We start from the raw sequence: 20,384 nt of genomic DNA on the forward strand, positions 1-20,384 counted from the left end.
GGAGGAAAACAATGGCAAAAGTTATTTTAAAAGGAAAAAAAAACGATAGAATAGAAAAAGGCCATCCCTGGGTTTATAGTACAGAAATTGAGACAATTAAAGGTAATTTTTCCCCAGGAGATATTGTGGAAGTTTATTCTGGAAACAATAAATTTCTCGGGAAGGGATATATAAACCCAAAATCTCAAATTACTGTAAGATTGCTGACAAGAAATAAGGACGAAGAAATTAACAGAGATTTTTTTAAAACCCGAATAGAAAGGGCTTTAAGCTTTAGAAAAAAGCTAAATTACGGTGATAGCTTTAGACTCATTTACGCAGAAGCGGATTTTTTACCGGCTCTAATAGTGGACAAATTCAGCGATGTGTTGGTTTTACAAACCTTAGCCTTAGGCATAGAAAAATATAAAAATATAATTGTAGAAATTTTAGCTGAACTTCTAAATCCGGTTTGCATATACGAAAGAAACGACGCTCCTGTTCGTGAATTGGAAGGATTGGAACTAAAAAAAGGTGTTCTTCATGGTAAACTGCCTGAAAAAATTATTATTGAAGAAAACGGAATAAAATATTATGTTGATGTGGAAAACGGGCAAAAAACCGGTTATTTTTTCGACCAAAGAGAAAATAGGAAAGCAATAGAACCCTTTGTGAAGGGAAAAGAAATTTTAGAATGCTTTTGCTATACAGGCTCGTTCGCTTTAAATGCTGCCTTATATGGAGCAAAAAGCGTAATAGCTTTCGATTACTCCGATGATGCTGTTTATCTTGCAAGAGAAAATGCAAAATTAAACGGATTTAATGATATATGTAGATTTGAAGTAGGCAATGCCTTTGATATTTTACGGAATTTTTATAATGAAAAAAGAAAATTTGATGTGGTAATTTTAGACCCCCCAGCATTTGCTAAAAATAAAAAAGCCCTAGAAGGGGCAGTAAGGGGTTATAAAGAAATAAACTTGAGGGGGATGAAACTTTTAAAACCTGGAGGATTTTTAATAACTTCTTCTTGTTCTCATCATGTAAACGAGGATTTATTTTTTGAAATATTAATGTCAGCAGCTTATGATGCTAAGGTTACTTTAAGGATTATCGAAAAAAGGTCTCAGGCTAAGGACCACCCGATCCTTGCTGCTTCCGAAGAAACAAGATACCTAAAATTCTACATTTTACAAATATGTTAAAGCCTCATAACTCCTTATTAAAAATTCCTTATATTTTAAACAAAAAAATTAAAAAATGGGGATTTTCCCCCATTTTTAGCTAAAATTAGTCATTTTTACTGATATTGTTGGGGTTGTGTCGCTTGACCGGACAGAACCTGTTGTTGAGCTTGCTGCTGAGCCTGCTGTTGGGCTTTTTGCTGATTTTGTAAAGCTTGGTTAAATTGTTGATTTAATTGAGAAAGCTGTTTATTAAATTGATCGAGAAGCTGATTCATTTGATAAAAAATCTGGTTAGCCTCTATGCTCTGCTGAGCCTGTGTTAAAGCATTTATTGCCTGCTGAATAGCCTGACTTACCTGATTGTCAGTTTGCTGCTGTTGAGTCTGTGCCTGTGCTTTTAGCTGGTTCAAAAGCTGTTGAAACTGCTGAGAAGCAACACCTTGCTGCATAGTCGTTTGAATAGCTGGCTTAAAGGGTGTTGCAAATTCCTGCGAAGTTTCAACTTCTTTCTTTTTTTCTTCTAAATAATCGGTTAAACTTTTCTTCTGTGTCATATTTTCTCCCCCTTCAAAATTTCTTTCTATTTTAATTTGCCCCTCTTTGAAGCGAATTATATTATAAAATTACTGTAAAACGAGGTTACATTAAGAAAGGGGAGAAAATACTTAGTGCATATAGTTTTCTAAGGTATTATTTATTTCGCTCAACAACTTATTTTGAGCAATATTGGCCTGAATCTGATTTAAGGTTTCTAAAGCCGTTTGTATGGATTGATGAACATTAAGAATAGGGTTTGAAGGATTACTCATAAAAACGGGGATATCCATCTGCCCTAGCCCTGTTTTTAATTTATTTTCAATATCTTTATAAGATATCATTTGATTCTTGAGATTATCCAACAAATATTGGGTTAAATTAGAGAAATCTTTATTCAGATTGTCTATTTTTTTCTCAACATCACTTAACTCATTTAAAATATCAATACGCCTTTTTGACACCTGTTCCTGCTGAAGTTTTTGGTTAGAACTTGCAAGAAGCTTAGCTATGGTACCGTTGTTCTGAGAAATCTCCAATTCTAATTGCTTTAGATCATTTTCAATATTTGATATTGTCCCCCTTAAATTATCATGTACCTCTTTTATAGTTTTGGAGATTTGGTTAAAATTTTCCTGCATTCCGTTAACAAAATTTTCTAAGTTGATGTTAATAGTTTCTAAATCCTGAGATAAATTATGAACATTGTACACTATCGCCACCTCCTTCACTAATAGTTTAGCCCGTTTTTCCTCCTTTGCTTCATCCTTATTTTGTAAATCATTTTTCTCCAAGAATTATTACTTCCGGTTCCAAAAAGATTTGAAATTTTTCATAAACTCTATTCTGTATATACTTAATAAGTTTCTCTACATCGTCAGCCGTAGCATTTCCCAAATTTACTATAAAACCCGCATGAAGTTCTGAAACTGCCGCATCTCCAATCCTCATACCTTTCAACCCTGCCTTTTCTATCAGCGTCCCTGCAAAATTGCCTTTAGGTCTTTTAAACGTGCTTCCTGCACTTGGTAAATTAAGCGGTTGCTTAGCCTTTCTTCTTGCTGAATATTCTTCCATTTTTGATTTAATTTCATCATAATTTCCTTTTTCTAACTTTATTAAAGCTTCTAAGATTATGTATTTTTCTTCTTGAAAAATACTCCAGCGATAGCCAAATTTTAATTCATCCTTCTTTAAATCCTTTATATTACCTTCATAATCCATCACCGTAACCCTTTCTATTACATTAGAAAATTCTCCATCATAAGCTCCTGCATTCATTACAATAGCACCGCCTAATGTGCCAGGAATACCTGAGGCAAATTCAAGACCTTTCAAAGAATTTTCTAAAGCTATTTTCGAAAGCAAAGTCACCAATATGCCCGTTTTTGCCTTTATGAAAGTATCTTCTACTTTTACATCATTGAAATTTTGCGCTATTTTTACTACCACACCTCTAATTCCTTTATCCCGTACCAAAAGATTTGACCCATTGCCTATTATATACAAGGGAATTTTGTTTTCTTTGCAAAATATAACAATATTTTGAATCTCCGAAATTTCCGTAGGCAAAATAAGTATGTCTGCAGGTCCACCAATGCGAAAGGAAGTATGCAACTTCATAGGTTCATATAATCGAATCTTTTCTTCAGGTATAATCTTTTTTATTTCACTAAAAATTGTTGAAACTTGCATAAAATCTTCCCTTTCATTTTATATATTTGCAATAATCAATCGTTATTATACAACTTTTAGCCTTCGTTTAAAATATTTGAAAGTATTGTGTTTAGATTTTTTACTTCTTTTGCAGACAAAAATAAATTTATTTTTTTCGGATCGCCATCCCATTCCAATTCATCGCATAAAATTATCATTAAAGGCTCAATATGAAAGGATAAAAAATTGAATTTTCCGTGAAATAAGAGTAATTTAATCTCATTTATAACAAATAATATCTTGCTAGAATTTTTTTTTATTAAAAGAATATAATCCTTTTTCTGCGATATTTCCAAGTAATTTCATCCTCCTATAAAATAAATTAAAAAGTATTAGGAAGGTGAATTTAATATTTTGTCGAATATTTTAACTCATGTAAAAAATTATTAGGCGGTGATTGTATTGCAAAAAAACTCTCTATTAACTATTATTCTTTCCCTAATATTATTCATTATTATATCAAATAACATTTTCACTAATGCTCAGACAAAGGACTATATTGACATAGGCGGCTATACTATCGTTCAAATTGATGGTCAAAAAATAATTTCTTCTTATACCCTTCCTTCTGGAACCATTGTTTACAAAGATAATTTTGTAATTATAGCAAATAATGTAGATAAATCTTCCTTTGAAAGTTACTATAAAGTCACTTTACCTTTAAATTCTACCTTTATTAATTCCTCCGGAAATTTCCCTAACCTTTTGCAGAAGGAAGACGGAAGTCTTTCAACCGGTCAATTTGTATTATACGATAACAACGGAACTTCTATAGATGAATCTTTAACTGCATCCCTTTCAAAATCCTTTTTAAGAATTGATCCTTTATCTGAAGGAACAAACATTTCCTCTTGGGAAGTCAGAAATTATACGGATGTAAGACTTTTTTGGAGCACCATAAACAAAAAATCATCGGGGAAGATAGTAGTAAGCCATATTACTTTTCCTTCTTATCCAAATTTTAACAAAAAATATTCTTTCGTCGCATTATATTTTGATAAAAATAACCCTCCCTATATTTTAAATATAGCTGCAGAAAATGAAATCTTGAAGGGAAATCCTTTTAATATAAGAGTATCTGCTTATGAGGAGGATAGTACCGATATTCTCAGCGTGTTTTTAAAGTACAAATACATCGATTCCGAAGAAGAATTTACACTTCCTTTAGAAAAAGGCGAAGATGAGTTTTATATTACCTTGTATCCTTATAAAAGTTTAATTTGGAAGATTTTGCTATTTGATGGTAAGGAAGAGGTTTTTTCCGAAGAGAAAACACTTAATGTCAAAGAAGAGCAGGAAAATGACCAAAAAGCTCCCGATGAAGAAAATGTTCAAAATCAAGTTGAGGAAAATACATACGATAATCAAAATTACGATGAAGAAAACAATCAAGAAAACAATAATTCTTTCCAAGAGAATGAAGGTCAAAGTGAAAGGCAAAATATTGATGAACATTCAGAGACGAGCAACGATAACCCAAATAATGACAGTTTAAACAACAATAATTTAAATAATAATAGCTTAAACAATAATTCTGAAAACACAAATAAAAATTATGAATATACAAAGCAAAAAAAGGAAAAGAAGGGCAATTCAATAAGGCTCACTCAGGAAGAAATACTTAATCTAAAAAAATACATCAGTGCAATTTTAAATGAAGATGGGAATTCATATAAAATAAATATTTATAAGTTTTTCTTCAATCATCTTTGGGAAATTTTTATATTGAATAATTAAATTGAACCTGAAATCATTAAAATGTTTTTCTCCATGTCCTGGAGGGCTTTTTCGGGAGCTTTTTTCCCTTTTATAACTAAAAGTATCTCTGTATTTATTACTTCTTCTATCTTGGGCCAATTTGCAATCTTTGGCAAATATTCCGCAGAATTCAATATTTCCTTGCATTTTTTTAAAAATTCGTTTTCCAATGCGGCTTTTTCCTGCAAATTTTTTATTGAAGGCAAAACACCGTATTTTATCAAATTTTCTTGTTCTTTTTCCGATGTAATAAATTTCAAAAATTCTGCGCATATTTTCTTTTTATTTTCATCCTGTTGTTTTAAAATAGCATATCCTGAAACCACTGCGATAGGATGGGCTTGACTTTCGCCCTTTGGATAAAATATCATTTCATAATCAAAACCTTTGTTATCAAGTTTTCTTTTCTCAAGCAGCGGAATGGCCCAATTACCTATTAAAGTCATGGCAACCTTTTTTTTCTCTGCAAAATTGCTCCATAATCTATTCTCATCCCTATCCCCCGCTTCTGGGGGAAAAATATTGTACTGTTTAAAGGCTTCGCTTATTTTCTTTAGAGCAGATAATCCTTCTTTTGTATTTAATACAAAATTACCCTTTTCATCAAAAAATTTTGCTCCATCCATTGTAAGCATTCCCCAGAAACCGTAATTACCGGGTTTTAGTATAAAATCAAACCCGTAATAATCAATTTTTTTATCCCTATTTTTATCCCATGTAAGTTTTACTGCTGTATTGATGAAATCCTGAAAGGTCCAGTTATTTTCTAAAGGCAAGTTTACTTTCCTTTCTTCAAAAAGGTCTTTATTAACAAAAATCCCATAGGTAGTTACAAACCACGGAAAACCGTAAAGCCGCCCGCTTACCCTTAAAGCTTCCAAAACCCTCTCGTCATATTTTGAAAGTTCCTCCCTGGTAAAAAATTCATCTACCGGTTCCACGTAACCTTTTAAAATAAGATCGTAATCACCATCAACAGGAGCAATATCAGGATTAATTCCTGCCTGACATGCCGCTCTTATTTCATACATTCCGTATTCCCATTTTAATTTTTTTAAATAAATGTAGACTCCAGGATGAGTTTTCTCAAATTCCTTTATTTTCTTTTCAATCCATCCGAATCTGCTTCCGTTTTCCGCTTCCCATCGAGGGAAATCCCAAAGGGTAATTATAACCTCTTCTTTTTTTTCATCATCGTTATCTGACCTGTCCTCCCTTTTAAAACCGCAACTTATTGAATTCATCGAAATTAAAGCAATTATTATACATAATAAAAGTTTTTTTATAATATTATGCTTATTAAAAAATAGGGCAAAAGGCCTTTTCATAAATATTCCTCCTAAAAGAAAGACCTTTCACCCTATTAATTATATTAATGCTCTATTTTTAATATGCTTAACTTTGTCATTTTTAGCAGTCTATAGTTTCGGTTAACCGTCTAAAATCTTCCATTATTTTCATGGTTATCTTTCCAGGTACTCCATCACCAATTATTTTCCCATCTATTTTTACAATAGGCATAACTTCCGTCATCGTTCCCGTAAGGAATACTTCATCAGCTTCAAAAAGTTTTTCCTTTGAGAAGGTTTCTTCGTATAATTCAAAATTATTGTTTTTAATAATTTCTAAAACTGCATAGCGGGTTATTCCGTGAAGAATTAGATTGTTAGCAGGGTGGGTAAATATCTTGCCATCTTTTACCATAAATACATTGCTGCTGGAAGCTTCTGTAATGATATCTCCCCTGTGGAAAATTGCTTCATAGGCACCTGCACGTTTTGCCTTTTCCTTAGCAATACAGTTAGCAAGCAATTGAACGGTTTTTATATTGCACCTTGTCCATCTTTCATCAGGAACAGTAATTGCCATTACTCCATTTTCGTAGTATTCCTGAGGCTGTGGTTTTACTTCTCTAACAATTACAAGCCATGTGCATTTAGTGTTGGAAGGAAAGGCGTGTTGCCTTGGTGCAGCACCGCGCGTTACCTGAACATACACCGAAGCATCTTTAAAACCACTTTCCTTTACTGCCTTTTTTATAGTTTCCACGAGGTTTTCAACCCCGAAGTCTAAATCAAGATATATTTGTTCGGCACCCTTTTTTAATCTTTCAATGTGCCTATTTAGGTAAAAAAACCTTCCGTTGTAGACTCTTATTACCTCATAAATACCATCTCCAAAAAGAAACCCCCTATCTTCTACTGATACTTTGGCATTTTCATAATCTACTTTTTCACCATTTAAATAAATCAAAGCATCCATATATTATACCTCCTTAAAATTATTATGTTTTGCCAGCTACCACAGGCTGTTGATTATATCGCCTATGATAGTGACTTATATTCCTTAAAATTCTTTAACAAAGGAAAAATCTCTGCCCTTTTCCTTTAAATAATCTATTAATTTCAAATAACTTACATTAAGTATGTTCTGCTCCTCTATACCTGATTCCTTTATTACCATTAATGCTTTATCAAAAAAACCTACATCAAAACATATATGAGCATCACTGCCTACAGCAATCTTTGCCCCTACTTCTTTTGCCTTTTTGGCTATTTGTAAGCAGTTTTCCTCACTTCCCCTTCTGCTCACCGTAAAGGAACTGTTGTTAATTTCAATTGCTACATCATACTCTGCAGCAGCTTCAACAAATTTGTCAATATCTATCAAAAATTCCGGATTTCCCGGATGAACAATTATATCTACATAAGGATTTTGCATGGCATTTATTAAGGCTTTAGTATTTTCTTCGACAGAACCACCTGGATAGCAGTAAGTATGAAATCCTGCCAATACGATATCCAAATCTTTTAAATACCTCTCGGGCAAATCCAATCTTCCATCATAGTCCAAAATATTTGCCTCAACTCCGCGCAGAATATAGACATTTTCAATAACTCGGGGTAAAACTTTCAGATTGCCGAAATGATAAAAATGAGGCCCACCAGGCAGCGAAGGCCCGTGATCGGTTATTGCAATAAGTTTCAAGCCTTTTTCCCTTGCAACTTTTGCATTTTCTACCACTGTGCTATAGGCATGTCCGCTTGCAATTGTATGGCAATGGGTATCTGCTTCCAATTTCAATGTTTTCACTCCCTTTAACCCATTCGCTGCTTTAATGTATTAATAAAATCTATTTCCATAGGGTCTTTTTCATTTAAGAGCGCAAGGTAGTAACTTACAAAATCCCCAAGCATTATATGATAAAACAACCTCTGAAGCGCATTTTCACCTTTTGGCCATATTTCCTCAAAATATGCTATTTTATCCCTGATTAAATCCTTTGTTATTTTTATTCTTTTGTCGATTCTTTCGTGCTCTTCAGGCATCCGAAGTACAATTACAACAAACTTTTTCAAAAGGTTCCCTTCACCCTCAAAACCCATTATTTCATTATGGTTGAGTTCCGGAAAAACATTGTAAAATGCAGGATGCTTAGAGTTTTCATTAAGCTGTCCCTTCCACCTTGCTGCAACCGCTTCGGTAAGCCCCTGAGTCCCGTAGATCAAAGGAAGTTTTCCGAAAATCTTTTCTGCTAAAGCTTTTGCTTTATTTTGCCCCCTCGGAACCTCCTTCGCAAAATCCTCCCTAACTTCTTTTAAAAAGTCAAATAAGGTTTCTATACTTTCTCCTTCAGTTACAAAAAATTTTTCAATGACCCTATATATTGGAATAAATGAATACCCAATCGCTGCCCGCGGAGGGAGGCCTGAAGGAATAGTAATTATAGGGATGTTGTCCTCCAAAGCCCTCTCTTTTAATTTACCACCTGTAGTTATGACAATAATATTTGCATTTCTTTTTTTGGCATCTTCATAAGAGCTGAGCGTTTCTTCAGTATTCCCTGAGTAGCTTGAAGCTATTACAAGGGTTTCTTTATCCACAAAGCCTGGGAGTTTATAGCCTCTATTTACAATCACAGGTATTTTTAAATTATTCTCTACAGCCGTTTTAACAAGATCTCCGCCTATTGCAGACCCACCCATACCAGAAATTACTATATTTTTCATGTTTTCCAATTTCAGCCGGTTAACAAACGATTCTGATATGTCAAATGCTTCTTTCAGCTGTTCAGGCAAGCCGTAAATAAGGTCATACATATTATTAGCATCGTATTTACTTATAATAGATTTATCATCCAGCACTGTCAACCCTCCCCTTTTTTATTATTTATTTCCTCACAAAGCTTTTTAGAAAAATTCAAAGCCGCATTGTAACCCATAATCTTTAAGCGGTGGTCCATTGCTGCAACTTCTATTATCGCTGCTAAATTTCTTCCTGGTCTTATGGGTACAATTTTTTTGGATATATAAGATTCTAAAATATTTATTTTTTCATCTTCAATTCCAAGCCTGTCTTTTTCGCTGTATTTTTCCCATTCAACAAGTTCTATTACTAAATCTATGCGGATATCCTCCCTTACAGCACCAGCCCCAAATATTGTTTTGACATCTATAATTCCAAGTCCCCTTACTTCAAGGTAGTATTTTAAAATTTCCGGAGCCATACCCACTAAAACGTTTTTTGCAACCTGCTTAATTTCCACCACATCATCGGCAATCAATCTATGCCCTCTTTTTAAAAGTTCAACAGCTGTTTCACTTTTCCCAATACCACTTTCACCAATAAGCAAAACACCCACACCGTATATATCCATCAAAACCCCGTGCATTGTGGTTCTCGGTGCAAGCTCACTTTCCAAATAGTCTGTCAGTTTACTGATTAAATTTGTTGTAGGGCTATAGGACCTCAGTATTAATCTTCCCTTTTCCTTTGAAATCTCTAATAATTCCGACGGAATACTGAGCCCCCTTGTAATTATGAAGCAAGGAACAGAATAAGATAAAAGTTTCTCCAACCTTTCTTTTCTCGTTTTCTTATCTAATCCGTTCAAAAAATTTATTTCTGTCATCCCCAATACCTGTATACGCTCAAAGGGAAAATAGTCAAAAAAACCTGCAAGTTCTACTCCCGGTCTATATAAATCAGACGTATTTATCATTATCCCATCATCGTTTCCCGAAATTATTTCCAATCCAAATTTCTCAATGATTTTTCTTAAATCTACTCCCTTTACTTTTCCCATATCAACCCACCTTTTAAAATGATTTCTACAAAAAAAAGCGAATTCCTTTAAATACAAAGTAATTTTTTTATTAAAATATGGGAAAAATATTAAAAAAATTAAGGAGGGTCCATCATGCCTGAACTAAGATGCAACGTTACCTCATGTAAATACAACAAGGATAATTTCTGCTGTGCAGAAAGTGTAATGGTAAATGCTATAAGGCCGGGATGCAGTTCTAAAGAAGGAACCTACTGCAATGCCTTTGAACATAAAAGCACATACAATGAAAAAGAAATAGATTCAAATTCAAAGTTTTTTTCTGTGTGGGATTAAAAGGAGAGAAATCTCCTTTATTTTTTTTATTTTTTCCCATAAACATTATTACAATTATATAAATATTGGTCTATAATTATTATGCCAGATTTTTTAGCAGGATTATGTCTCTAATTTTCCAAACGAGGTGATTTAATGCAATATAAAAAAATTAATAAAAGACTTTCACTAATAATTTTATTCTTATTTTTATCGCTTTTATTAACTTCCTGTTTTTTTGAAAATACAGGGAGCTTAGAGGATGAATCTTCAAATATAGTTTTTTCCAATGATAATCTTTACGTCACTTTTTTGGACGTAGGGCAAGCGGACTGCATCTTCGTAAGATTCCCTGACGGCAAAACCGCCCTAATTGATGCAGGAAATAACGATGACGAAGCAAAAATAGTAAGTTTTTTAAAACGCTATAAAATCTATAAGATAGACTATCTATTCGGTACTCATCCCCATGAAGACCATATAGGTTCCTTAGATAGTATTATTTATAATTTTGAAATCGGTAAAATATTCATGCCAAAAGTAACGACGACCACAAAAACCTTCAAAGACGTCCTTGAAGCTGTGAGCAAAAAAAATCTAAAAATATCTGCTGCAAAAGCCGGAATGGAAATTTCTCCTGCAACAGACGTAAGGATGGAGATTTTAGCTCCAAACAGTCAAAGTTATGAAGACCTAAACAACTACAGCATAGTATTAAAAATAACTTATAAAAACACATCCTTCCTACTCACAGGTGATGCAGAAAGTTTATCCGAAAGGGAAATGTTAAGTAAAAAATATAACCTTAAAGCTGATGTCTTAAAAGTTGCCCATCACGGCTCAAGTTCGAGCACTTCCTTAGAATTTTTAAAAGCAGTATCTCCAAAATACGCCGTAATAAGCTACGGCAAAGGAAACGATTACGGTCATCCCCATAAAGAAACTATAAGTAAACTTATAAAAATGAAAATAAAAATTTTAACTACTGCCGAATACGGAGATATTATTTTTAAAAGCGATGGAGAATTTATCGAATTAATTGAACCTAAATCAAATTAAAATTCAAAAAGAGGTTTGATAAAATGACAAAAAAAGGTGTTATAGACCGTTTTGAAGGCAATTTTGCAGTTATTGAAATGGACGACGGAAGAATATTAAATATATGCAGGACACTACTCCCCTCAGATGCCAAGGAAGGAGATGTAATTGATATAGAAAATTATAAAATAGATAAAAATGAAACAGAAAAAAGAAGGAATGAAGTAAAAAAAATTGCTGAAAACCTTTTTGAAGAATAAAATTTAAAAAATTAAGCCTTCCTTTTGGAAGGCTTAATATACTTTTTCTCCCAATTTTGCATTCCTCTCGGTTGACAAAAGCACCACATTGCCCTCTTCGTCATTTACCCCGAGAACCAATACTTCCGAGGTAAAATCCGCTATTTTCTTGGGTGGAAAATTGACCACCGCAATTACCTGTCTTCCTATCAAATCCTCTTTTTTATAAAGCTTTGTTATCTGTGCACTGGATCTTTTTATCCCAATTTCAGGCCCAAAATCTATGGTGAGTTTATAAGCCGGTTTTTTGGCTTTTGGAAAATCCTCTACATCTATAATCTTGCCAACCCTCATATCTACTTTTTCAAAATCATGATAAGAAATCAGGTCGGACATCTCTATCACCATTACTTTAAATTTTCAGGATTCAATCCCTTTAATTCATCAAGCACGAATAAACCATCTTTTCTCACCAAAACATCGTCAAAATAAATTTCTCCTCCCCCGTATTCAGGTCTTTGTATTAAAACGAGGTCCCAATGAATGGCCGATTTATTTCCATTTCCACAATCTTCATAGGAATTACCCGGTGTAAAATGGATGCTGCCAGCTATTTTTTCATCAAACAGTGTATCCTTCATGGGTTTTAAAATATACGGATTTACACCAATTGCAAACTCTCCGATGTACCTTGCTCCCTCATCGGTATCCAGAATCTTATTTATTCTTTCCGTATCGTTTGAGGTAGCATTAATTATTTTCCCGTCTTTGAATTCAAATCTAATATTTTCAAAGGTAAATCCCTGATATAAAGAAGGAGTATTGTAAGTAATATACCCATTTACCGAATCAATTACAGGTGCGGTAAAAATTTCGCCATCGGGTATATTCTTTTTACCATCACATTTTTCAATTCCAATACCCTTAATGGAAAAAGAAAGATCTGTCCCCGGCCCTACTATCCTTACCCTATCAGTCCTTTTCATAAGTTCTACAAGAGGGTCCATTGCTTTTGACATTCTTTCGTAGTCAAGACAGCAGACATCAAAGTAAAAATCTTCAAAGGCTTCGGTGCTCATGTCTGCAAGCTGAGCCATCGATGGACTGGGATATCTTAGCACTACCCATTTTGTTTTAGGCACCCTAATATCCATATGGACGGGTTTTGAATAAAGTTTCATGTATAGGGTCTTTTTTTCTTGAGGGACATCCGAAAGTTCGGCTACATTGTCTCCTCCTCTAATACCTATGTAAGCCTGCATTTCTTTCATTTTTTCAGAATCGTGTTTTGCCATTATTTTTAAGGTATCTTCATCAATATTCATTAAAATTTCCCTCATAACATCTTGGGCATGAATTTCAACAAAGGGTCGGGCACCCTTTTTGTAAGCCAATTTTACCAATTCTTTAACCAGAGCCGTTTCTCCAGGCCCCGCTTCAATTAAGATGTTCTCCCCTTTTTTTAATTCTACCGAATAATCGACCAATAATCTTGCAAGTTTCTCAACCCTTGGATCCTTCATATAATTAATACCTCCTTGTAAGATATATTTATATTCCTTCAAAATCAAAGTCCGGAACAAATTCGTCCGAATTTGCTCCTTCACCCTGTATAAAACCGTTTTCAAGGCCAACTTCAAAAAAGTAATCAACGGCTTCATCGTATTCATTTTGGGTCAAAGGCCTGTTAATCTCCGGATAATCCTCAGTCCTATAATAGGGCATGTACTGGCTCATTAAGCTGACATAAACGCCTTTGGGAAGATTTAGGCTAATCCACTTGAGGATTTTCTTCGTATCCTTGACATACCCAGGCAATACTAAATGCCTTATTATCACACCTTTTTTAATTATTCCCTTTTCATCAAACTGGGGTTCACCCACTTGTCTTACCATTTCTAAAATAGCTTTGGAAGCGTATTCAAAATAATTTTTTGCCTTAGAATATTTTACTGCAATTTCATCATCATAGTACTTTAAATCGGGGAGGTAGACATCTACCAAACCTTCCAACTTGTTTAATATCTCAACATTTTCATAGGCATTAGAGTTCCAAACAACAGGTATGTTCAAACCCATTTCTTTTGCTATTGTCAAGGCTTCAGCAATCTGCGGAGTATATATAGTAGGAGTTACAAGGTTTATGTTGTGGACCCCTTTAGCCTGAAGCCTTAAGAAAATATCTGCAAGGCCTTCAATATCCTTAGGTTTGCCAAGCATCTCCTGACTAATTTCGTAATTCTGGCAAAAAACACACTTTAGATTACACCCTGAAAAAAATACAGTCCCCGAACCTTTAGTGCCGCTTATACATGGCTCTTCCCACGGGTGCGGAAAAGCCTTTGAAACAATGCTTTCAAAACCAGCCCTGCAAAAACCAAGTTCTCCATGCATCCTATTTACCTTACACCTCATAGGGCAGACTTCGCAGGATTTTAAGAGTTCTAAAAAATTCAAGGCATTTCCCTCTCCTTTACTTTTTTTAAAGCCTTTTAGACTATCTCATAACTTAATATTCCTTTAAATTTTAACTTTTATTTGGACTTCTCCTTCTTCATAGCCTTTTAAATTTGAAAGCATTGCTTTTATAACCGAATAAAATAAATCTTCCACAAAGGGCACAAGCGGTATATCTTTGTTATTTATTACAATTTTTATCTTTCCCTCTTGATTTTGTTTGCAAGAGCTTCTCTTTGCTTCTTCTTTTATTATCTTTTCAGCCATCTTATTGCAATCTTCCCCGCACCTGCCGCAGCCCTTTCTAAAAAGGTTGGGGAGTTTTTCAAATACCTTTTCTAAAATTAAATCGGTTATATTGTCAATTTCCCGCGGACTAAAAAAGGGCAAGTTTATGTTAATTGAAGAATTTTTTGAGACAGCTGCAATAGTCTTAGAAGAAATCTTATCCTTTTTAAATTCGCCTCCAAAGTAAATTATCTGCGGGAAAGCCCCTTCTACATCCTCAAGTATTAGATAATCGCTATTGCAATAACCAATCACTGTTTCAACATCTACCCCTCTAAATAAAAGGTCGGCTTTGTTATCTACAAAGACCCCACTAACTTTAAAGTTTTCCCATTCATCTTTTAAATCCTTCTCTTTTCTTAATAAACTCACCGTAAATCCTCTTTTTATTAGTTCATTACCTATCAATTTTATAAATTCCTCTTTCTCTTTTTTATTTATCACATCATAAAACCTTATAGAAAATACCTTCATCGCTTTCCCCTACTTTCTCAAAGTAGCAATTAATCTCTTCGGGTTTAATAAAAGCATTAGGGCATCCTCAGGTGAAAAAACAACAATATCCGCATTTAAAACAGCATCCTTAAAAGCCCCTTCCCTTCCAATTACAGCAATGCTTAATTTTGAAATTCTTAGCATCTTAACATCATTTTTTCCATTTCCTATACAAGCCACATACTCTGCACCCAACTTTTCAACGAAATTCTTTTTATCTTCCCCACCATCCAAAGGATTAACTTTGAAAAAATTTACAGGAATACTTTTTAGTTCTTCATACGCAGTACCGTATGTATCTGCGGTAAGGACAAAAACCTCTAATTTTCCTGAAATTTTTTTGATTAATTCCTTTACATTTTCACCGCATTTCCCGTCTTCAGCCAATGTGCCGTTGTAGTCGAGAACCAAATATTTCAGATTTAAAATGCCTTCTCCCGGAACTTCTACTTCTAACATAATTTACCCTCCTACACAATTGACATTAAGTAATTCTCCATAAAATGTAAAATTCCTCTAAATTTTAATATCTTTATATGAAGGAATACCGCAGAGGCTTTCCGCTTTTAGCACTGCATTCACCACAGCTTTTTCCACCGCTCTTGCAGATAATTCACCAATTAAACTTAAATCTTCTGTTACTTCACCTAAGGATAATACAAAAATGGTATCTCCATCATACATTGTATGAACAGGCCTTACCGCCCTTGCCAGACCATCATGGGCCATTTGTGCCACCTTTTTTGCTTCAACTTTTGTTAACTTTGCGTTGGTAAACACAACCCCAATTGTCGTATTTTGCCCGGGAAATATTTTATTTTTTGCTGAGTTTATATATTCTTCATACCCTGCTAAACCTGTTTTTTGTTCATTGAGTGCCCCTGCCACAATTCTATTGCTTTCGGAATCATAAACATCTCCAAGAGAATTTACAACCATCATTGCTCCTATGTACAAATCCCTTAATTTAATATCAAAAAAACCTACCCCTCCCTTCATGGCCCTTTGAATACCCATATATTTTCCTACAGTAGCCCCGGTACCCGCCCCTACGCTTCCTTCAGTCACCTCATCAGTAGCTTTTAAGCAGGCTTCATACCCCATTTTAAAATCCGGCCGAATTTTTGAGCTGCCAACATTTAAATCATATATTACAGCAGCAGGTACGATAGGAACCACCGCATCACCCGTATTAAAGCCAATGTTTTTTTCTTCTAAGTATTTCATAACACCACAGGCTGCATCAAGTCCAAAGGCACTTCCACCGCTTAGTAAAACCGCATGAACTTTCTCTACCAGGTTTATTGGTTCTAAAAGGTCCGTTTCCCTTGTTCCCGGAGCAGAACCCCTTACCTCTACCCCGCATACCGCACCTTCTTCTATAATTATCACACTGCATCCGGTTGCAGATTCTTTATCCTCTGCATGCCCAATCTTTATGCCCTTTAATCCTATCCGTGCCATTTTTGAACCTCCCCTAAATTATCATTTTATTACTATTCTTAATTATAATAGCGATACCTTCAAGTGAATCTCTTCAGATATAAAAAAATAAAAAAATTTTGCAGAAAAAATAAACACTATAAAAAAGTTTTTAAGGAACATTAAAAGTGGTTCCTCAAAAGTTAGGAACCACTTTTTTAAATTTATACATTATTTTCCCAATTCCAAGCCTCTTCTAAATGCCTTTTCATTTATTTCAAACATTGATTTTCTGTGTTCAGGTAGGAAGTAGTCAATAGACTTTAATATAGTTTCAGGTTTCACAATATTAGTCTTTCCTACTACTACTCCTAAGGCCACCATATTTGCTACCTTTATATTTCCAATTTCATCAGCAATTTTTATTGCATTCACCTTTACCTTTTCAATATCTTCCCTCTCTAATACCTTATCAATTAAATCCATATTTAATACCGTAAGACCGCCTTTTTTAACAGTTGGCATAAACTTTTCCATGGAAGGCTTATTCATTGCAACCAAAACATCCGGAGAGGATATTATTGGAGAAGGTATCCTTTTATCGGATATTACTACCATGCAGTTCGCAGTGCCCCCCCTCATTTCCGGACCGTAAGAGGGGATCCAGGACACCTCTTTTCCTTCCAGCATGGCGCTATGGGCAAGTATTTCTCCCATCAACATTATGCCCTGTCCTCCGAATCCTGCCATTATCACTTCAAGTTTCATTAATTATCCTCCTTCCAATCTTTAAATATCCCTGGAGGAAATACTTTTGTCATCTCATTTTTGACCCATTCTACTGCATTAGAAGGTGTCATACCCCAATTTGTAGGACAGGGTGAGAGGATTTCAACAAGAGAGAAACCTTTTTCTTTTAATTGAGTTTCAAAAGCCTTTTTAATATAACTTTTCGCTTTTAAAATATTCTTAACATCCGTAACTTGAGCCCTTGCTAAATAAGCAGAGCCGTCAAGTACGGAAAGCATTTCACATACTTTTACCGGATAACCTGCCACTTTGGGATCGCGCCCGTAAGGTGATGTTTCCGTTTTTTGGCCTATTAAAGTTGTAGGCGCCATCTGTCCGCCCGTCATACCGTAAATGGCATTATTTACAAATATAACCGTTATATTTTCTCCCCTTGCTGCCGCATGGACAATCTCAGCAGTCCCTATTGCTGCAAGGTCGCCATCCCCTTGATAGGTAAACACCACATTTTCAGGAAGCACTCTTTTTATACCTGTCGCAACAGCCGGTGCTCTACCGTGTGCAGCTTGCTGCATATCGCAATTAAAGTAGTTGTAAGCTAATACAGAACATCCTACAGGTGCTACACCTATGGTTTTTTCTCTTATATCAAGCTCATCCATAACTTCTGCTACCAATCTATGAATAACCCCGTGCCCGCAACCAGGGCAGTAATGGGTCTTCGTTTCTTGAAGCGATTTCGGCCTTTCAAATACCACTTTCATTAAGCCTGCCCCCTCATCTTCTCAATTTCCCTTAATATTTCTTCTGCAGTAAACACCATGCCTCCGGGCCTTCCGTAAAAATATACCGGTGCTCTACCATTTACCGAAAGCTTGACATCATCTACCATTTGCCCGAGAGAAAGTTCCACGGTTAAAAAGGCTTTTGCCCTCGGCATAACTTCTTCAAATGCTTTAACAGGATAAGGCCAAAGGGTTATAGGTCTTATTAAACCAACTTTTATACCTTTTTCCCTTGCCATTTCTATAGCAGAAAGAGCGATTCTTGCCGCTATGCCGTAGGCTACAACAAAATACTCTGCATCCTCACAATTTACCATTTCGTATCTTGCTTCTTTTTCTTCTATTTCTTTGTATTTTCTGTACAACTTCCAATTGTGTTCTTCTAACTTAACCGGGTCAAGATATAAGGAATTTATAATATTTTGTTTCCTTCCTTTCATTCCTGTAGTAGCCCAGTCTTTTGGTGGAAGTTCTCTTTTTGGCCTCTCCTTGAAAACAACAGGTTCCATCATTTGACCCAAAATGCCGTCCCCTAAAATCATCACCGGGTTTCTGTAAAGGTCCGCCAAGTCAAAAGCATCATAAACAAGATCTACGAGTTCCTGAACCGAGGAAGGCGCAAGGACTATAGTCCTGTAATCGCCGTGTCCACCGCCCCTCGTGGCTTGATAATAGTCGGACTGGGCAGGCTGAATATCTCCAAGCCCGGGACCGCCTCTCATTATATTCACAATTACACATGGAAGTTCGGCACCGCATAGGTAAGAGATACCTTCTTGTTTTAAACTAATTCCAGGGCTTGAAGAAGAAGTCATAACCCTTGCACCGGCCCCTGCAGCGCCGTAAACCATGTTAATTGCCGCAACCTCGCTCTCAGCCTGTAAAAACACCCCTCCCCTTTTGGGCATTTCCCTTGCAAGATAAGCCGGCAACTCGCTTTGAGGTGTAATAGGGTATCCAAAAAAGCACTGGCACCCTGCCCTTATCGCCGCCTCCGCTAATGCCTCATTGCCTTTCATCAGAACCTTTTCCAACTTATTCTCCCTCCTTTACATCTTTATAGATAGAAAATACTATATCAGGGCAAACCGTCGCACAAAAGCCGCACGCAATACATCCTTCTTTTGCCGCCACAGGATGGTATCCCAGTACATTTACCTCTTCAGGGTGTAAATACAGGATTTTTTTTGGACACACATTCACGCAAAGTCCACAACCCTTACATCTGTCTTTATCAATTATGAGCTTATTCAACTTCCTTTTGCCTCCTTTTTCCAAACTTTAAAAGTATTCTTTAGCTGCTTCTTCCCCTCTTAATACCCTTAATGCACCCTCTGCTAAAGCCTTAAGTTCATCTTCGCCGGGGAAGATTTCGACAGGAGCAATAAAGGAAATCCTTTCCTTTATCCAGTTTACCAACTTACTGTCATAAGCAAGACCTCCGGTTAAAATTACTGCATCCACTTTACCTGAAAGAACAGCCGCACAAGCCCCTATTTCCTTTGCTATATTGTATGCCATAGCCTCATAAACCAATTTTGCTTCATCATTGCCTTCATCTATCCTTTTACCTATTTCACGAGCATCATTGGTACCAAAATATGCAACAAGTCCTCCCTTGCCTGCTATCATCTTTTTTATTTCTTCCAGGTTCATATTTTTACTTAAAATCAATTTTGCAAAATCCAATGCAGGAAGCTGCCCCGACCTTTCCGGTGAAAACGGACCTTCTCCATCAAGTCCATTATTAACATCAACTACTCTTCCTTTTTTATGAGCACCTACCGTTATTCCGCCACCCATATGGGCAACTATGAGATTTAACTCCTCATATCTTTTTCCTATACTTTTAGCATATCTCTTTGCTACAGCCTTTTGATTCAATGCATGAAAAATACTCTTCCTTTTTATCTCAGGAACTCCTGTAATTTTTGCTATTGGCTCCATTTCATCAACAACCACAGGGTCTACTATAAAAGAAGGTATCCCTGTTTCTGAAGCTATTTCATATGCTAGCACTCCACCTAAATTTGAAGCGTGTTCTCCAAGCACACCTTTTTTTAAATCTTCAAGCATTTTTTCGTTTACTTTATAGGTTCCTCCTTCAACAGGTTTTATAAGTCCCCCACGCCCAACCACTGCACTTAAATTTTTGATATTGTAGTTTCTTTTATGAAGCACATCCAATATAATCCTTTTTCGAAAAGGGTATTGGTCAAAAATGGTTTTAAAATCTCTTAACTCCTCAGTAGAATGGGATATTTTCTCTTCAAACATTAGTTCTTCATCTTTAAAGACTGCTATTTTTGTTGAAGTAGAACCGGGATTGATTGCAAGTATCTCAAAAGTCATAAAA

The 20,384-nt window shown here is 35.3% G+C and carries 25 protein-coding genes; 5 read left to right on the forward strand and 20 right to left on the reverse strand.

Translation table 11 applies throughout. The features are described from left to right. The first annotated feature begins 11 nt into the window (after nt 1-11). Nucleotides 12-1,184, forward strand: coding sequence for a class I SAM-dependent rRNA methyltransferase (locus ACPLVF_RS08650; protein WP_424907429.1), 1,173 nt, complete (start codon nt 12-14; stop codon nt 1,182-1,184). A 95-nt stretch (nt 1,185-1,279) separates the two neighbouring features. Here ACPLVF_RS08650 and ACPLVF_RS08655 read toward each other — a convergent pair whose 3' ends face one another. The 4 genes from ACPLVF_RS08655 to ACPLVF_RS08670 form a co-directional block, all read right to left on the reverse strand. Then, complete coding sequence (locus ACPLVF_RS08655) at nt 1,280-1,720, reverse strand: hypothetical protein (protein ID WP_424907430.1); 441 nt, start codon at nt 1,718-1,720, stop codon at nt 1,280-1,282. 111 nt (nt 1,721-1,831) lie between these two features. Beyond that, the gene (locus ACPLVF_RS08660; protein ID WP_424907431.1) at nt 1,832-2,494 is read right to left on the reverse strand and encodes a hypothetical protein; all 663 of its coding nucleotides are present in this window, start codon (nt 2,492-2,494) and stop codon (nt 1,832-1,834) included. Beyond that, nucleotides 2,481-3,395 carry a UDP-N-acetylmuramate dehydrogenase gene (gene murB / locus ACPLVF_RS08665; RefSeq protein WP_424907432.1) on the reverse strand — a complete coding sequence of 305 codons (915 nt, stop codon included), beginning with the start codon at nt 3,393-3,395 and terminating at the stop codon, nt 2,481-2,483. The genes ACPLVF_RS08660 and murB overlap by 14 nt, the downstream gene beginning before the upstream one ends. Nucleotides 3,396-3,451: 56 nt before the next feature. After that, nucleotides 3,452-3,712: a hypothetical protein gene (locus ACPLVF_RS08670; RefSeq protein ID WP_424907433.1), complete on the reverse strand. Its 261-nt coding sequence runs from the start codon at nt 3,710-3,712 to the stop codon at nt 3,452-3,454. 106 nt (nt 3,713-3,818) lie between these two features. On the opposite strand from ACPLVF_RS08670, the gene ACPLVF_RS08675 reads away from it, so the two are divergent. Further along, on the forward strand, nt 3,819-5,153 hold the full coding sequence (locus ACPLVF_RS08675; protein ID WP_424907434.1) for a hypothetical protein: 1,335 nt from the start codon (nt 3,819-3,821) through the stop codon (nt 5,151-5,153). Here ACPLVF_RS08675 and ACPLVF_RS08680 read toward each other — a convergent pair. From ACPLVF_RS08680 to hprK, 5 genes are all read right to left on the reverse strand, one after another. Further along, a complete protein-coding gene (locus ACPLVF_RS08680; protein WP_424907435.1) occupies nt 5,150-6,502 on the reverse strand; it encodes an ABC transporter substrate-binding protein in 1,353 nt (450 codons plus the stop codon). The two genes, ACPLVF_RS08675 and ACPLVF_RS08680, sit on opposite strands and share 4 nt — an antisense overlap. Nucleotides 6,503-6,584: 82 nt before the next feature. Continuing rightward, entirely contained in the window at nt 6,585-7,436 is an 852-nt protein-coding gene (gene dat, locus ACPLVF_RS08685; RefSeq protein ID WP_424907436.1) for a D-amino-acid transaminase, read from the reverse strand. Between the two features lie 84 nt (nt 7,437-7,520). Next, complete coding sequence (locus ACPLVF_RS08690; RefSeq protein WP_424907437.1) at nt 7,521-8,258, reverse strand: phosphatase; 738 nt, start codon at nt 8,256-8,258, stop codon at nt 7,521-7,523. Between the two features lie 14 nt (nt 8,259-8,272). Next, nucleotides 8,273-9,319 carry a bifunctional phosphoglucose/phosphomannose isomerase gene (locus ACPLVF_RS08695; RefSeq protein WP_424907438.1) on the reverse strand — a complete coding sequence of 349 codons (1,047 nt, stop codon included), beginning with the start codon at nt 9,317-9,319 and terminating at the stop codon, nt 8,273-8,275. A gap of 2 nt (nt 9,320-9,321) precedes the next feature. After that, nucleotides 9,322-10,260, reverse strand: a complete 939-nt coding sequence (gene hprK / locus ACPLVF_RS08700) for an HPr(Ser) kinase/phosphatase (RefSeq protein WP_424907439.1) — start codon at nt 10,258-10,260, stop codon at nt 9,322-9,324. Nucleotides 10,261-10,374: 114 nt separating this feature from the next. Here hprK and ACPLVF_RS08705 point away from each other — a divergent pair, with 114 nt between their 5' ends. The 3 genes from ACPLVF_RS08705 to ACPLVF_RS08715 all read left to right on the forward strand — a co-directional run bounded on the left by ACPLVF_RS08705 (nt 10,375) and on the right by ACPLVF_RS08715 (nt 11,852). Next, nucleotides 10,375-10,575, forward strand: a complete 201-nt coding sequence (locus ACPLVF_RS08705) for a DUF1540 domain-containing protein (RefSeq protein WP_424907440.1) — start codon at nt 10,375-10,377, stop codon at nt 10,573-10,575. 135 nt (nt 10,576-10,710) lie between these two features. Further along, entirely contained in the window at nt 10,711-11,613 is a 903-nt protein-coding gene (locus tag ACPLVF_RS08710) for a ComEC/Rec2 family competence protein (protein ID WP_424907441.1), read from the forward strand. 23 nt (nt 11,614-11,636) lie between these two features. Then, complete coding sequence (locus ACPLVF_RS08715; protein ID WP_424907442.1) at nt 11,637-11,852, forward strand: DUF3006 domain-containing protein; 216 nt, start codon at nt 11,637-11,639, stop codon at nt 11,850-11,852. A 33-nt stretch (nt 11,853-11,885) separates the two neighbouring features. Here ACPLVF_RS08715 and ACPLVF_RS08720 read toward each other — a convergent pair whose 3' ends face one another. From ACPLVF_RS08720 to buk, 11 genes are all read right to left on the reverse strand, one after another. Next, nucleotides 11,886-12,227 carry a tRNA-binding protein gene (locus tag ACPLVF_RS08720; RefSeq protein WP_424907444.1) on the reverse strand — a complete coding sequence of 114 codons (342 nt, stop codon included), beginning with the start codon at nt 12,225-12,227 and terminating at the stop codon, nt 11,886-11,888. 11 nt (nt 12,228-12,238) lie between these two features. Further along, complete coding sequence (locus ACPLVF_RS08725; RefSeq protein WP_424907445.1) at nt 12,239-13,354, reverse strand: aminopeptidase; 1,116 nt, start codon at nt 13,352-13,354, stop codon at nt 12,239-12,241. A gap of 28 nt (nt 13,355-13,382) precedes the next feature. Next, on the reverse strand, nt 13,383-14,246 hold the full coding sequence (locus tag ACPLVF_RS08730; protein WP_424907464.1) for a radical SAM protein: 864 nt from the start codon (nt 14,244-14,246) through the stop codon (nt 13,383-13,385). A 105-nt stretch (nt 14,247-14,351) separates the two neighbouring features. Continuing rightward, the gene (locus ACPLVF_RS08735; protein ID WP_424907446.1) at nt 14,352-15,050 is read right to left on the reverse strand and encodes a hypothetical protein; all 699 of its coding nucleotides are present in this window, start codon (nt 15,048-15,050) and stop codon (nt 14,352-14,354) included. A 9-nt stretch (nt 15,051-15,059) separates the two neighbouring features. Next, nucleotides 15,060-15,530: an HAD family hydrolase gene (locus tag ACPLVF_RS08740; protein WP_424907447.1), complete on the reverse strand. Its 471-nt coding sequence runs from the start codon at nt 15,528-15,530 to the stop codon at nt 15,060-15,062. A gap of 57 nt (nt 15,531-15,587) precedes the next feature. Beyond that, complete coding sequence (locus ACPLVF_RS08745; RefSeq protein ID WP_424907448.1) at nt 15,588-16,535, reverse strand: P1 family peptidase; 948 nt, start codon at nt 16,533-16,535, stop codon at nt 15,588-15,590. A gap of 189 nt (nt 16,536-16,724) precedes the next feature. Next, the gene (locus ACPLVF_RS08750; RefSeq protein WP_424907449.1) at nt 16,725-17,261 is read right to left on the reverse strand and encodes a 2-oxoacid:acceptor oxidoreductase family protein; all 537 of its coding nucleotides are present in this window, start codon (nt 17,259-17,261) and stop codon (nt 16,725-16,727) included. Next, complete coding sequence (locus ACPLVF_RS08755) at nt 17,261-18,007, reverse strand: thiamine pyrophosphate-dependent enzyme (RefSeq protein ID WP_424907450.1); 747 nt, start codon at nt 18,005-18,007, stop codon at nt 17,261-17,263. The genes ACPLVF_RS08750 and ACPLVF_RS08755 overlap by 1 nt, the downstream gene beginning before the upstream one ends. Continuing rightward, nucleotides 18,007-19,062: a 3-methyl-2-oxobutanoate dehydrogenase subunit VorB gene (locus tag ACPLVF_RS08760; RefSeq protein ID WP_424907451.1), complete on the reverse strand. Its 1,056-nt coding sequence runs from the start codon at nt 19,060-19,062 to the stop codon at nt 18,007-18,009. The genes ACPLVF_RS08755 and ACPLVF_RS08760 overlap by 1 nt, the downstream gene beginning before the upstream one ends. 1 nt (nt 19,063) lies before the next feature. Next, nucleotides 19,064-19,282, reverse strand: coding sequence for a 4Fe-4S binding protein (locus ACPLVF_RS08765; protein WP_424907452.1), 219 nt, complete (start codon nt 19,280-19,282; stop codon nt 19,064-19,066). Between the two features lie 27 nt (nt 19,283-19,309). Next, on the reverse strand, nt 19,310-20,380 hold the full coding sequence (buk, locus tag ACPLVF_RS08770; RefSeq protein WP_424907453.1) for a butyrate kinase: 1,071 nt from the start codon (nt 20,378-20,380) through the stop codon (nt 19,310-19,312). Nucleotides 20,381-20,384: the final 4 nt, after the last annotated feature.

Source organism: Thermovenabulum sp. (genome assembly GCF_049701175.1).
GTDB lineage: Bacteria > Bacillota > Thermosediminibacteria > Thermosediminibacterales > Thermosediminibacteraceae > Thermovenabulum.

Excerpts from the sequence above, each read along its gene's own strand:
- ACPLVF_RS08650 (WP_424907429.1), top strand. The coding sequence starts at position 12 with ATGGCAAAAGTTATTTTAAAAGGAAAAAAAAACGATAGAATAGAAAAA.
- ACPLVF_RS08655 (WP_424907430.1), bottom strand. The coding sequence starts at position 1,720 with ATGACACAGAAGAAAAGTTTAACCGATTATTTAGAAGAAAAAAAGAAA.
- murB (WP_424907432.1), bottom strand. The coding sequence starts at position 3,395 with ATGCAAGTTTCAACAATTTTTAGTGAAATAAAAAAGATTATACCTGAA.
- ACPLVF_RS08680 (WP_424907435.1), bottom strand. The coding sequence starts at position 6,502 with ATGAAAAGGCCTTTTGCCCTATTTTTTAATAAGCATAATATTATAAAA.
- dat (WP_424907436.1), bottom strand. The coding sequence starts at position 7,436 with ATGGATGCTTTGATTTATTTAAATGGTGAAAAAGTAGATTATGAAAAT.
- hprK (WP_424907439.1), bottom strand. The coding sequence starts at position 10,260 with ATGGGAAAAGTAAAGGGAGTAGATTTAAGAAAAATCATTGAGAAATTT.
- ACPLVF_RS08705 (WP_424907440.1), top strand. The coding sequence starts at position 10,375 with ATGCCTGAACTAAGATGCAACGTTACCTCATGTAAATACAACAAGGAT.
- ACPLVF_RS08710 (WP_424907441.1), top strand. The coding sequence starts at position 10,711 with ATGCAATATAAAAAAATTAATAAAAGACTTTCACTAATAATTTTATTC.
- ACPLVF_RS08715 (WP_424907442.1), top strand. The coding sequence starts at position 11,637 with ATGACAAAAAAAGGTGTTATAGACCGTTTTGAAGGCAATTTTGCAGTT.
- ACPLVF_RS08720 (WP_424907444.1), bottom strand. The coding sequence starts at position 12,227 with ATGTCCGACCTGATTTCTTATCATGATTTTGAAAAAGTAGATATGAGG.
- ACPLVF_RS08725 (WP_424907445.1), bottom strand. The coding sequence starts at position 13,354 with ATGAAGGATCCAAGGGTTGAGAAACTTGCAAGATTATTGGTCGATTAT.
- ACPLVF_RS08730 (WP_424907464.1), bottom strand. The coding sequence starts at position 14,246 with ATGAGGTGTAAGGTAAATAGGATGCATGGAGAACTTGGTTTTTGCAGG.
- ACPLVF_RS08735 (WP_424907446.1), bottom strand. The coding sequence starts at position 15,050 with ATGAAGGTATTTTCTATAAGGTTTTATGATGTGATAAATAAAAAAGAG.
- ACPLVF_RS08740 (WP_424907447.1), bottom strand. The coding sequence starts at position 15,530 with ATGTTAGAAGTAGAAGTTCCGGGAGAAGGCATTTTAAATCTGAAATAT.
- ACPLVF_RS08745 (WP_424907448.1), bottom strand. The coding sequence starts at position 16,535 with ATGGCACGGATAGGATTAAAGGGCATAAAGATTGGGCATGCAGAGGAT.
- ACPLVF_RS08750 (WP_424907449.1), bottom strand. The coding sequence starts at position 17,261 with ATGAAACTTGAAGTGATAATGGCAGGATTCGGAGGACAGGGCATAATG.
- ACPLVF_RS08755 (WP_424907450.1), bottom strand. The coding sequence starts at position 18,007 with ATGAAAGTGGTATTTGAAAGGCCGAAATCGCTTCAAGAAACGAAGACC.
- buk (WP_424907453.1), bottom strand. The coding sequence starts at position 20,380 with ATGACTTTTGAGATACTTGCAATCAATCCCGGTTCTACTTCAACAAAA.